Below are 11781 nucleotides of genomic sequence, written 5' to 3' on the forward strand. Positions count from 1 at the left end.
GATGCTGCGCTAGCCGAAACAGGAGGTTCTACTTGTGCTATTGGTACCCGAAACGGCTTAAGGCTTTGGGGTCGGTGCGCCAGTTCTCGTCTACTTTGACATAGATTTCTAGGAACACCTTTTTCTGGAAAAACTTCTCCATTTCCTCCCGCGCCCAAGTGCCTACCTTTTTTAGAGCGGCCCCTTTCTGCCCGATAATGATGCCTTTTTGGCTGGCTCGCTCCACGTAGATAATCGAGCGCATCCGGATGATGTCGTCGTCTTCCTTGAACTCCTCGATGCCTACCTCGCAGCTGTAGGGCACCTCTTTTTTGTAGAGCTTGAAGATTTTCTCCCGAATCATCTCGGCCGCGAAAAACCGCTCGGGCTTATCGGTTAGCTCGTCTTTGGGGTAGTACGGGGGATGGACTGGCAGATAACCAAGAATCAGGTCCAACAATTCACCGGTACCAAACTTTTCCAGCGCCGAAATGGGCAGCACCCGAGTTGCGTTGGGAAGCTGTTGCTGCCAATACTCCACCTTCGCCTCCACTTCCGCCTGGTCGGCCTGGTCGATTTTGTTGACGAGCAGCAGAATGGGCGTGTCCTGCATTTTGCGCAGCCGCTCCACCACCGGTTCCTCGTCGTGTTTTTCGTAGATGTCCGTGACGAACAGCACTACATCGGCATCTTCCAGGGAAGAATACACGAACGACATCATGGCGTTGTGCAGCTCGTACTTGGGCTGAATGATGCCCGGCGTATCGGAGTACACCAGTTGAAAATCCTCCCCGTTGAGGATGCCTAAGATGCGGTGGCGCGTGGTTTGTGCTTTGCTCGTGACAATGCTGAGCCGTTCGCCCATCAGGGCGTTCATGAGCGTGGACTTGCCGACGTTGGGCTTGCCGATAATGCTCACAAAGCCAGCGCGGTGGGGAGTAGGTTCGGTATTCACTTCAGAGTCTGGAAATTGGCCTGCAAAGGTACGACTTTCCGGCGGGTGAGCCAGCAGCTAATAAAACATTGAGTCGAGGATATTTGTCGTAAGCTGTAGCACAGGAGTAGTACCACGTCCTTGGTTGTGCGACCTTTGTATTGCTTAACTGGATGTAAAGCAAAAGCTTCGTGCTACAGTCAACGACTTATCGTTTTTTATGCCCGCTTCCACTAAAGGCCGCATTGGCGTCCTGCTTGTAAATCTTGGTACCCCCGACTCGCCCCAGACCAGTGATGTGCGGCGCTACCTCAACGAATTTCTGACGGATGGCCGCGTAGTGGATATGCCGGCGGCTATCCGCTACCCACTCTTTCAAGGCTTGGTAGTACCCTTGCGTGCTCCCAAATCAGCCAAGATTTATCAGCAGCTCTGGACCGACCGGGGTTCTCCCCTCCTCTTTCACGGCCTCGACTTGCAGAAACTGGTACAAGAACAGCTTGGGAAAGACTACCTAGTGGCTTTCGGGATGCGCTACCAGAACCCGAGCATTGAGAAAGCCTTGAACGAACTGCGTGAGGCCGCCGTGGAGCGCATTATCGTGTTGCCCCTGTTTCCGCAGTATGCCGCGGCTAGCACCGGCTCGGTGCAGGAGAAGGTGATGGAGCTAGTAAGCAAATGGTGGGTGGTACCTAGCATTTCCTTTATCAGCACTTTCGCCAACGACCCGGGCTTTATTGCCACCATTGTGGACCTGGGCAAGCAGGAAATGGCCAAGCGCAACTACGACCACATCGTGTTCAGCTATCATGGTATCCCGGAACGCCACGTATTGAAAGGCAGCCACAACGGCTACTGCAAGCTGAGCAACTGCTGCAACAGCTACAACAAAAATAACCGCTATTGCTATCGGGCGCAGTGCTTTGAAACCTCGCGCCTTGTGGCCGATGGGCTCGGTATCACGCCAGACCAGTACACGGTATCATTCCAGAGCCGCTTGCAAAGCCGCCTGCGCGACCCGTGGCTGCAACCCTACACTGATGAAGTTCTGAAGCCTCTCCCGTCCAAAGGCATCAAGAACGTGTTAGCTTTCAGCCCGGCTTTCGTAGCTGATTGCTTGGAAACCACTATTGAAGTGGGCGAAGAGTTTAAAGAACTGTTTGAGGAAGCTGGCGGCGACCATTGGCAACTAGTGCCCTCGCTGAACACTCACCCAACTTGGGTGAAGGCGGTGGTGGATATGATCCACCAGAACTAGTTTATCGAAGCAAAGAGGAAAGGAAGATTGCCCGGTTCTGCAAGCGTAATATGCGCAGTTAGAACCTAGGAATCTTCCTTTTTCTTGCTCCCTACTGCTGCCGGTCGCGACGGCGGAAGCTATCTAGCAGCTTCGGGGAGCGCCGATTCTGGTAGAAGCTTTGCTCATCGAACGATGGCTGCTCGTAGAAGCCGGAAGTATCATGTTCGGGGAGCGGCAGCTTCAGGGCACGAAGCATGGCTTCTTCGTACTCGCGAGAAATATGAAACTCTTCGTAGGGCGGGTAATCGAGTACAGAATCCAGCGTGAGGGAGGGCACAAATACGTTGTCGCCTTCCTCATCGAGGGCCGCTACGCCAACCGGAATAAGGATGTGGCGCTCGTGCTCGTTGACTTGAAGGCTGGTATCAAGCTCTACGTCCAGGTAACGGACTTTCAGCGCAACTTCTTCCACAATAAGCTCTACCACATCACCGAATTTCTTGCCATCACCGCCGCGGACTGCCCAGCCGCGTACGTCGGGGCTGCCATCGGCTACTTCAAACTCGGTGAGGTCGCGCAGGCGACGCAGGTGCATGCCTTGGGCGGAAGGAACAGGAGTAGGTTCCACGGAATTTACTTTGCTAACTACGAATCAAAAACTATTTGCTGGGCTCATTTAGCGTACGCACCACTTCGGTGGCCCGGCTAAAAAACTCGCGCAACTGCTGCTGGTCCCCGGGTGTGTTGCTGCGCCCCGACAGTTGCCCAGCGCGGTCCATCAAATCACCCACAGCGGGCTCTAGAGCAGGATACGCCTTTTGCTGCATGGCTTGCATAAGGCCCGTGGCGGCCACGAAGCCGGGACGCAAACTGGCCGTCGAATCGTCGAGGCGTGCGGTGGCACTGGTTAGCACGTCGCGCTTCTCGCTTACGGCCGCGTCGCGGAGGTCGGCGCGGTCGGCCAGATCCACCAGCACACCACTGAGCACGCGCAAGCCACTGCGGGCGTAACCGGGGCTGGCGGGGTCGCGCTGGGCGGTGGCAGCCAAGGCTTCTGGCGTGGCGGTGGGCGCTTCCAGCATCATGCTGTCGGCGGCAGAAAGGCCAGCGGCAGGATCAATAGCACTAGTACTAGTAGTAGACGTAGCAGTTTCGGGTGGCGCGGCAGGAGTTTGCTGGTTTGCATCCTTTCGCAACAGAAACCAAGCTACTGCACCTAGCACTAGTAAGGCTAGCAGAATAAGCAGCCAGGGGCTGGGAGAAGACTTTTTACGCTGAATATTAATGTCGGCCATACAAACTCGTCCTTCGGAACCAGTAGCCATTAGTGGCAACTAGGCAGTGGCTTAATACGCAATTCAAGAGAGTTGGTATGTTTCGTTTTATATTAACATTGCTATATACTTTCAATGCATGGACTCCACCCAGTTTCTCGACGAGTTGCAAGACCAAGGTTTGGTTTCACCCGAGCAAGCCACCGTAATCCGGCAAAACGAACAGACGCGCCCTTTTTCGGTGCATTACGAAGTGCGCGCCTTGTTGTATCTGGGTATCGTTCTGCTAACGGGTGGCTTAGGCGTTCTGCTTTACCAACACATCGACGAAATCGGGCACGGTGTGGTAGTTGCCGCCATGGCGCTGCTTGCGGCGGCGTGCTTCGGCCATGCGGCCCGCTACCGCACCAATTTCACGTGGGCCAAGGTGCCCCGAGCAGGATTTGTCTCCGATTATGTGCTGCTGCTCGGCTGCCTATTGTTTCTAAGTCTGGAAGGCTATGTGCAGTATCAATACCAACTCTTTGGAACCCGCTACGGGCTGGCGGTCTTTCTGCCCGCGGTGCTGTTCTTTTGGCTGGCTTATCTTTTCGACCACCGGGGTGTGCTTTCTATGGCTGTTACGGCCTTGGCATCGTGGTTAGGCTTGTCGGTAGCGCCACTATCAGCCTTCACCGACAATCATTTTCGCAGCTTAAGCGGAGCGGCGGTAGGCTTGGGGTTAGCCCTGATGTGCGTAGGCCTGCTGTCTGAGTATCTAGACAAAAAGCGGCATTTTAGCTTCACGTATATCTCTTTGGGCAGCAATCTAGCGCTGTTAGCGGCCACTGCTTCGCTGCTCAATCTTTATCCGCAAGGGTGGCTACCCCCTTTTGCTGCCGCCGCTTTGGTATTAGTGATATGCGGCTTTCTGATTTGGTACGCCCGGCGCACCCACTCCTATCTGTTTGTACTCATGGGCGCCGTGTACAGCTACATCGTTGTCACCTATCTGTTTGTCCAACTGATTGATTCCACTAACCTAGATGAGGCAGAGTCACTGATTCCGCTGTATTTCCTGCTGTCGTGTTTCGGAGTGGTTATGCTCTTCAAGAATATCAAGGAAATCTTGCGTATCAAATCATGAATTCCAAAGCCTACAACCCTCTTTGGGCGTATCGTGAGGCCATACGCGCAGCGGCCACCCGTTGGCAGAAACGGGGTTTGCTTTCTGCTGCACAACTCACGTTCGTCTTAGCCGCCTATCCTCTTGACTACTACAGGCCTAATATATTCCTGCGCATTACTTTGTTTGTCTTCACGCTTATCGGGCTGTCGGCGGGCTCTGGCTTTGTGGGGTTGTTTGTTCATGATGCGTTTGACTCGTATGGCTCCGATGAGGCGCTAGTCATTGCAACGGGTGTGCTGAGCGTGTTAGCCGGGTTGCTTTTGCTGGAGTTTGCTATCAAAGATTCCCGCCTTTACCATTCAGGCATCGACAATGCCCTTCTCTACTACACCTTGGGCTGGACTATATGCCTGGTAGTATACACGGTCTATGAACTAGCGCCCGAGGGCTACCGCCACGCTGATTCGCTTACTAGCCCGTATGTAGTAACCACTTTGTTGCTAGTGCTGCCCGTGCTTCTAGCTGCCACCGTCCGCTATGCCGACCGGCTAGTGGCCGCTGCCGCCCACCTTACTTACCTGCTGTTGCTGGCTAGCGTCTTGTTGCAGTTTCCTATTGGCCGCCTAGTCTTGCCGTTTGTTGTGATGCTGGCTTCAGCAGCAGCTTACGTCTTGATTAAGCAGTTCACCCAACGCCCCGACTATCTGTACTACAAGCCCTGCCTTCAAGTGCTGAAAGTGCTGTCATTAGCAACCTTCTACCTCGGCGGCAACTACTTGGTAGTGCGCGAAGGCAACGCCCTGCTAAGTGATGCTGTAGTATCGACCCAAATACCATTTGCGTGGCTGTTTTACTTTTTCACGGCCGGCATTCCGATAGTTTATGTGGTAGTTGGCTTGCGGCGGCACGACCGGATCTGGCTGCTGGTGGGTTTGGTGCTGATGGCCTTTTCGGTGTACACGCTCCGGCACTATCGGTCTGTGCTGCCGCCTGAAATAGCTGCTACACTGGTTGGCGCAATGCTTATTGCAGCAATGCTATGGGTGACGCATTATTTGCGCGCACCCCGCCACGGCCTCACCACTGCCGCCGAAGAAGATGAAGATGAGCGTAAATTCAATTTAGAATCACTTGTTGTCGCCCAGACTGCCAACGTGCCCCAACCTGCGGAGGCAGGTTTCGAGTTTGGCGGTGGCAGTTCTGGCGGCGGTGGTGCCGAGGGCAGTTATTAGCCGCAACTTGCCAGACCTTGCCGACGAACTACGAGACGATGGGCAACGGAATAAAGTCGGCTGGCGTGGGCGTGTTCACTGGGCGCTGGCCTTGCACCTTGGCTAGAATAGCTTCCAGCAATGGCCGCATCGAGTTCAACTGCCGCGTTTTGATCATGAAATTCCAGAGCGGTTCGAAGCGTTTCCAGCCCCCGGCATAAGCAAAGTGCTTGATCTGATGCTTCACAGAATCGTGGGCCAGACTGGCGCGGGTGATGTTGGCCCAGGAGTAGAACTCGCGGTAAGCCCAGTCATAGCCAGTTTTCAACTGCTCGGCGGTGAGGTACGGACCGGGCTGGTGCACCACCGTACGGGTATCATATTCGTTCCAGTGGCGGTGCAGCAGCCGGCCTTCCGCTTCCATCCGCTTGAAATAGTCGGTACCCGGATACGGTGTGGCAATGTGAAAGGTGGCCGTCGTGATGCCTTGACGCACTGCCCACTCCACCGTGCGCTGAAACACGTCCGGCCCGTCATCATCCAGCCCAAACACGAAGCTGCCATTAATCATGATACCCAAGCCATGCAACCGCTCAATGGCCCGGGCATAGTCGCGGCCCAAGTTTTGGCGCTTGTTGCTCGCGCGCAGATTGGTTTCGCTTAACGTCTCGAACCCGACAAACAGACTGCGCAGCCCCGCGGCAGCCGCCTTCTCCAGCAACCCGTTGTTGCGCAGAATACTATCCACGGTGGCAGCGCCTTGAAACAAGCGCCCCATCCCGCGCATTCCTTGGAAAAGCGAGGCGGCAAAGCGCTGATGCCCCAGCAGGTGGTCGTCGAGGAAATACAGATGCCGGCCCGGCAGCCGGTCTATTTCCGCTAGGGCATCATCCACGGGCTGCGTATAAAAGGTATTGCCACCCTCGAAGAAGGCATCTTTATAGCAGAAGTCGCAATGGTGCGGGCAGCCCCGCGTGACAACAATGGAGTTAGGCACCAGATACAGCTCACGCCGAATTAAGTCGCGGCGGATGGGGGGCGTACCAACCAGAGTCCGGTTGGTGGGCGCTACATAGCGAGGCTGCGGCCGATGTTGCTGCCAATCCCGCAGAAACTGCGGAAACGTGTCTTCGCCTGGCCCCAGGAACAGGCTATCGGCATGTAGCGCGGCTTCCTCGGGCAGACTAGTTACGTGTAGCCCACCGAGGCAAACATAGCAGCCCCGCCCCCGGTACATGTCGGCCAATGCATAAGCTCGGTAGGCATTGGTAATATAAACCTGAATGATAACTAGGTCTGGCGTGTCGTGGAGCGCTAGTGCTTCTACGTGTTCATCCTGCAAATCAACTTCCCAATCATCCGGCAGGAAGGCCGCCAGTGTAGCTAGTCCAAGTGGCGGAAACAGGGAATATTTGATGGGGCGCCAGTACGGGTTAGTAGCCTCAGTAAGGGCGGGCAGAATAAGTTTGACACGCATAATCGGGCCTGATTGAGGTAAATCCGACCGAAAGAAAGAGTATATACTTTGTAATTCAAAGTACTTTTAATAAACAACCAAATGTTTGTTGCTGATGATGCTAGAAGTGGTTTGCAACTCCCGTTTAGACAGTGCGTGATGCTATACCCTTAAAGCCAACACTCTATTAAAGGACTATCTTTTCCGACGAGTCAACGACAACTCATTTTTAAGCGAGTTAGCTGACACATCGAAGAATAAGAGAAACCTTACCAACAAGCAAGCCCTCAACCTCAGGAAGGTCAAGGGCTTGCTTATTGAAGAGCGCGCAGAAACAAGTCCAGCTATCAGCCTTCGCAGATATAGATAAAACCAATGCACTTGCCCTACGCGGGCACTTTGCGGTACATTTTTGCTAGTTGCTCTACGGCATAGTCCACTTCTTCCGTGGTATTGTACTTGCTCATAGAAAAGCGGATTGCGCCCCGATTAGGGTCACACCCCAAGGCTGTTAGCACGTGGGAACCAGCATTGGCCCCGCTCGTACACGCTGAGCCACCCGATACCGAAACCCGGTTGATATCCAAGTTGAAAAGCAGCATTTCGTTTATATCGGAAGGGGGCAAGCTCACGTTCAGAACCGTGTACAGGCTTTGCTTGGCTTCCGCTGAAGTGCCGTTGAACTCCACTCCGCCAATTTCACTTTGCAACTTGACAATAAATCGGTCTTTCAAGCCTTGGATATGCTGTTGATGCTCGGCCATGCCACGGGACGCAATTTCCAGGGCCTTGGCCAACCCCACAATGCCGTACACGTTTTCAGTACCCGCCCGCTGGTTACGCTCTTGCGAGCCCCCATGGATCAAGGCATCCACAAGCAGCCCCGAGCGCCGATACAAAAAACCAACTCCTTTCGGTCCGTGAAACTTGTGCGCAGAACCAACCAGAAAGTGATTTTTCAACTTTTGCACATCGTGCCGGTAGTGGCCCATAGTCTGCACCGTGTCGGTATGAAACACCGCGTCGTGTTGAGCGCAGATATTCCCAATGGCCTCGATATCGTTCAGGTTGCCAATTTCATTGTTGGCATGCATCAAACTAACAAAGGTGCGCGGGTGCGCGGCCAATAGTTCCTCTAAGTGCTCTAAATTGAAGCGTCCTTGCTCATCATGGCGCACATAGCTTAGCTTGATGTCGCCGGACTTTTCCAAGGCCTGCAAAGTGTGCAACACCGCGTGATGTTCCAGGGGCGATGTAATAGCATGCTTGAGTTTAAGGGCCCGAATGCTTCCAAAAGCAGCGTAGTTGTCGGCCTCCGTGCCTCCCGAAGTGAAGCTAATCTCAGCGGGAGCCGCATTGATGAGGTGCGCAATCGTTTTTCGAGCATTTTCGATAGCGGCGCGCACCTGCCGCCCATGGCCATGAATGCTGCTAGGATTGCCGTAGTGCTCGCGCATAAAAGGCAGCATGGCATCCAGCACTTCGGGGTCTAGGGGGGTAGTAGCGGCGTTATCGAAATACACGGTCATGCGAGTCAACAGCTTGATGAGAAGTGGATATTAGGTGCAAAAATAAAGGATTCCAGCGGGGCAGCCGGAATCCTAATATGAAGTCAAATTTCACCTAATGGCTCTTTTGCTATTCAGGCAATGATCTGTAGCATTTGCCAACAAACCTCCTACTGAAATCCCATTTTACTTTATGTATTGATAATTTCTTTTATGTCAGCAATGATTTTATTTGCTAGATGATCAGCCGTGGCATTAGATTCCGACTCGGCATAAATGCGAATGATGGGTTCGGTATTCGACTTGCGCAGGTGTACCCATTCCTTATCGAACTCAATCTTCACGCCATCAATGGTATTGACGGGCTGCTTTGCATAGCGTTTCTCCATCAATTCCAACACCTTATCGGTGTTGATTTCCGGCGTCAACTCGATTTTATTTTTCGAAATATAGTAGTTAGGATAACTGGCCCGTAAGCGCGTCATTGTAAGACCACTTTTAGCTAAGTGGCTCAGAAACAGAGCAATTCCAACCAAAGAGTCGCGGCCGTAGTGTAGTTCAGGGTAGATGATTCCTCCATTGCCTTCCCCACCAATAACGGCGTTGGTTTCCTTCATTTTGGTTACCACATTCACTTCTCCTACTGCGGCAGCGGCATAACTGCCACCATGCTTCTGGGCCACGTCGCGCAGGGCGCGGGTACTGCTTAGGTTGCTTACGGTATTGCCGCCACCGTTTTGCTGCAACACATAATCAGCCACGGCTACCAACGTATACTCTTCCCCGAACATGGTACCATCCTCGTTTACCAGGGCTAACCGATCTACGTCCGGGTCTACCACAATACCAAGGTCGAAGGAGCCCTTCTCTATCTTCTTGGCAATCTCACGCCGATTCTCTGGCAGCGGCTCGGGGTTATGGGCAAAGTCACCGGTGGGCTCACAGAATAGTTTCTCGATAATTTCTACCCCTAGCGCGCCCAACAACATAGGCACGGCAAAGCCTCCGGTCGAATTCACGGCATCAACTACCACCCGAAAATTCTTCACCTTAATGGCTTCGGCATCCACCAACGGCAGTCGTAGTATCGCATCAATGTGTTCCTGCAAGAAAGTTTCATCGATACTGTATTGCCCGAGCTTCATGACAGGCGCAAAAGTGAAAGCCTCGGTGTCACCGAGCGCCAATACCTGCTGCCCACTGGCATCTGAAATAAACTCCCCCGAGCTATCAAGCAATTTGAGTGCATTCCACTGTTTGGGATTGTGTGAAGCCGTTATAATAATGCCTCCTCCAGCCCTTTTCGCGGGAACTGCCATCTCAACTGTGGGCGTCGTGCTCAGACCCAGGTCAATTACGTTGATACCCAACCCCTGTAGGGTAGCAGAAACCAACTTGCTTATCATTTCACCAGAAATACGGGCGTCGCGCCCAATAACAATGGTGTTGTTCTGCGTTTTATCAAGTACCCACGTTCCAAAGGCAGCAGTATATTTTACTACGTCAAGAGGCGTCAGGCCTTCACCTGCTGCCCCACCGATAGTACCTCGAATACCCGAAATTGATTTTATGAGTGCCACAAGCTGATTCTTTAAATAGGTGCGCAAAAGTAGACAAACGCCCCTGCTTTCACTACGATGGAGTTGGCAATCGTGAGTTGGCTAAATAGTTAAAATACAGCCCGCACTTTACGCCGGACCAGTACAACAAGGTAGCGCTGTGCAAGCCAGAATTGTATCTTTGAGTACATGGAATATAACTCGCCCGACCGCCGTTCAAGTCAGCTAGCCGCATTCGGTCGCTTACTCGACGTACTAGAGCGCTTACGCGCCGAATGTCCCTGGGACCGTAAACAAACGTTGCAGACGTTGCGTCACCTCACCATCGAGGAAACTTACGAATTAAGCGACGCCATCATTCGCGACGACTTAAATGATGTAAAAAAAGAGCTCGGCGACGTCTTTTTACATTTAGTTTTCTACGCTAAAATTGCTTCGGAGACGGGCCATTTCGACGTAGCGGATGTATTGAACGCACAATGCGAAAAGCTTATTTTCCGTCATCCGCACATCTATGGTGATGCGCAAGCAGACACCGAGGACGACGTGAAGCGTAACTGGGAGCAATTAAAACTCAAAGAAAAAGGCAACACGTCAGTACTTGGCGGCGTACCTACTTCACTGCCCGCTCTCGTGAAGGCCATGCGCATTCAAGAAAAAGCCCGCGGTGCAGGATTTGATTGGGAAAAATCTGATCAAGTTTGGAACAAAGTACAAGAAGAATTGGGAGAGTTTGAAGCTGAATTTGCTCATACCGACCCAGCTGCAATCAATCAGGAGCGGGCAACCGCTGAATTTGGCGACTTATTATTTTCGCTCATCAACTTTGCCCGCCATGCTGGCATCAACCCTGAAGAAGCTCTCGAACGCACCAATCAAAAGTTTATTTATCGATTCCAATACCTTGAGTCAGAGGCTGCCCAAGACGGGCACAAACTTCAGGACTTAAGTTTAGCACAGATGGATGTATATTGGGAACAGGCAAAAAAATCTAACTTGATTTCTAAATCTTCGGCAAACAAAAAGTAGCTTTTTTTAAGTCTTAATTGGTTTTAGGGCGTTTAAACCCTGATTTCATTTGGCGACACTCAGGTTTTTACTTAGGTTTGCCAAGGATCGACTGAATTACGGACGGGCCCCGCACACAATTAGACCCATGTTTTAATGCTTTTTGCATAACATGCAGGTGAGCGGGGCCGCTGCCGTCTTAACGTCCTCCTATCGTTCATTTACCCCTTTCAACACCAGTTTACCTTTCACCACCAACTCCCTTAACACTCCGGAACAATGGAACAAAAGAATGCCACAAACAAGAACGTGCGGCCTGCCGCTCCTGCCGCCGCACCAGGTGAGGCCAAAGGCGGTTCCGCGTTTGCCGCCATCGTTATTCCGCTGGCAATCGTTGTTAGCATCATCATCTACATCTTTGTATTGGGTAACGGGGGTAACTTCGTAGGTGGTAATAACGCTAATGCTGCATTGCCCGGTAACTACCTAGGTATTATATACAAA

General features: G+C 52.6%; 10 protein-coding genes and 1 pseudogene. 5 read left to right on the top strand and 6 right to left on the bottom strand.

Translation table 11 applies throughout. The features are described 5' to 3' along the window. Positions 1-37 precede the first annotated feature (37 nt). Positions 38-934, bottom strand: a complete 897-nt coding sequence (era, locus tag ACFE7X_RS09165) for a GTPase Era (RefSeq protein ID WP_375435373.1) — start codon at positions 932-934, stop codon at positions 38-40. Positions 935-1133: 199 nt separating this feature from the next. On the opposite strand from era, the gene hemH reads away from it, so the two are divergent. Further along, on the top strand, positions 1134-2171 hold the full coding sequence (gene hemH / locus ACFE7X_RS09170) for a ferrochelatase (protein ID WP_375435374.1): 1038 nt from the start codon (positions 1134-1136) through the stop codon (positions 2169-2171). A gap of 91 nt (positions 2172-2262) precedes the next feature. Here hemH and ACFE7X_RS09175 read toward each other — a convergent pair whose 3' ends face one another. Both ACFE7X_RS09175 and ACFE7X_RS09180 read right to left on the bottom strand, forming a co-directional pair. Then, the gene (locus ACFE7X_RS09175) at positions 2263-2748 is read right to left on the bottom strand and encodes a PRC-barrel domain-containing protein (RefSeq protein ID WP_375435375.1); all 486 of its coding nucleotides are present in this window, start codon (positions 2746-2748) and stop codon (positions 2263-2265) included. A 64-nt stretch (positions 2749-2812) separates the two neighbouring features. Beyond that, positions 2813-3478 (bottom strand): hypothetical protein, encoded by a 666-nt coding sequence (locus ACFE7X_RS09180; protein WP_375435376.1) that lies wholly within the window; start codon positions 3476-3478, stop codon positions 2813-2815. 88 nt (positions 3479-3566) lie between these two features. On the opposite strand from ACFE7X_RS09180, the gene ACFE7X_RS09185 reads away from it, so the two are divergent. Then, complete coding sequence (locus ACFE7X_RS09185; RefSeq protein ID WP_375435377.1) at positions 3567-4553, top strand: DUF2157 domain-containing protein; 987 nt, start codon at positions 3567-3569, stop codon at positions 4551-4553. After that, a complete protein-coding gene (locus ACFE7X_RS09190) occupies positions 4550-5767 on the top strand; it encodes a hypothetical protein (protein ID WP_375435378.1) in 1218 nt (405 codons plus the stop codon). Before ACFE7X_RS09185 ends, ACFE7X_RS09190 begins: the two co-directional genes overlap by 4 nt. Positions 5768-5795: 28 nt before the next feature. Here ACFE7X_RS09190 and ACFE7X_RS09195 read toward each other — a convergent pair whose 3' ends face one another. From ACFE7X_RS09195 to glmM, 3 genes are all read right to left on the bottom strand, one after another. Beyond that, positions 5796-7223, bottom strand: a complete 1428-nt coding sequence (locus tag ACFE7X_RS09195) for a B12-binding domain-containing radical SAM protein (RefSeq protein ID WP_375435379.1) — start codon at positions 7221-7223, stop codon at positions 5796-5798. Between the two features lie 365 nt (positions 7224-7588). After that, entirely contained in the window at positions 7589-8731 is a 1143-nt protein-coding gene (locus ACFE7X_RS09200; protein ID WP_375435383.1) for a cysteine desulfurase family protein, read from the bottom strand. Between the two features lie 170 nt (positions 8732-8901). Beyond that, the gene (gene glmM, locus ACFE7X_RS09205; protein ID WP_375435380.1) at positions 8902-10290 is read right to left on the bottom strand and encodes a phosphoglucosamine mutase; all 1389 of its coding nucleotides are present in this window, start codon (positions 10288-10290) and stop codon (positions 8902-8904) included. A 168-nt stretch (positions 10291-10458) separates the two neighbouring features. Between glmM and mazG the strand changes: the two genes are divergently transcribed. Both mazG and ACFE7X_RS09215 read left to right on the top strand, forming a co-directional pair. Continuing rightward, positions 10459-11298, top strand: coding sequence for a nucleoside triphosphate pyrophosphohydrolase (gene mazG / locus ACFE7X_RS09210; protein ID WP_375435381.1), 840 nt, complete (start codon positions 10459-10461; stop codon positions 11296-11298). 258 nt (positions 11299-11556) lie between these two features. After that, positions 11557-11781: pseudogene (locus ACFE7X_RS09215) on the top strand (MotA/TolQ/ExbB proton channel family protein); the annotation flags it as partial.

This window comes from uncultured Hymenobacter sp., from assembly GCF_964242765.1.
Lineage (GTDB): Bacteria > Bacteroidota > Bacteroidia > Cytophagales > Hymenobacteraceae > Hymenobacter.

What these genes read in the sequence shown, in the direction of transcription:
- hemH (WP_375435374.1), top strand. Translation starts at nt 1,134, where the DNA reads ATGCCCGCTTCCACTAAAGGCCGCATTGGCGTCCTGCTTGTAAATCTT.
- ACFE7X_RS09175 (WP_375435375.1), bottom strand. Translation starts at nt 2,748, where the DNA reads ATGCACCTGCGTCGCCTGCGCGACCTCACCGAGTTTGAAGTAGCCGAT.
- ACFE7X_RS09180 (WP_375435376.1), bottom strand. Translation starts at nt 3,478, where the DNA reads ATGGCTACTGGTTCCGAAGGACGAGTTTGTATGGCCGACATTAATATT.
- ACFE7X_RS09185 (WP_375435377.1), top strand. Translation starts at nt 3,567, where the DNA reads ATGGACTCCACCCAGTTTCTCGACGAGTTGCAAGACCAAGGTTTGGTT.
- ACFE7X_RS09190 (WP_375435378.1), top strand. Translation starts at nt 4,550, where the DNA reads ATGAATTCCAAAGCCTACAACCCTCTTTGGGCGTATCGTGAGGCCATA.
- ACFE7X_RS09195 (WP_375435379.1), bottom strand. Translation starts at nt 7,223, where the DNA reads ATGCGTGTCAAACTTATTCTGCCCGCCCTTACTGAGGCTACTAACCCG.
- ACFE7X_RS09200 (WP_375435383.1), bottom strand. Translation starts at nt 8,731, where the DNA reads ATGACCGTGTATTTCGATAACGCCGCTACTACCCCCCTAGACCCCGAA.
- mazG (WP_375435381.1), top strand. Translation starts at nt 10,459, where the DNA reads ATGGAATATAACTCGCCCGACCGCCGTTCAAGTCAGCTAGCCGCATTC.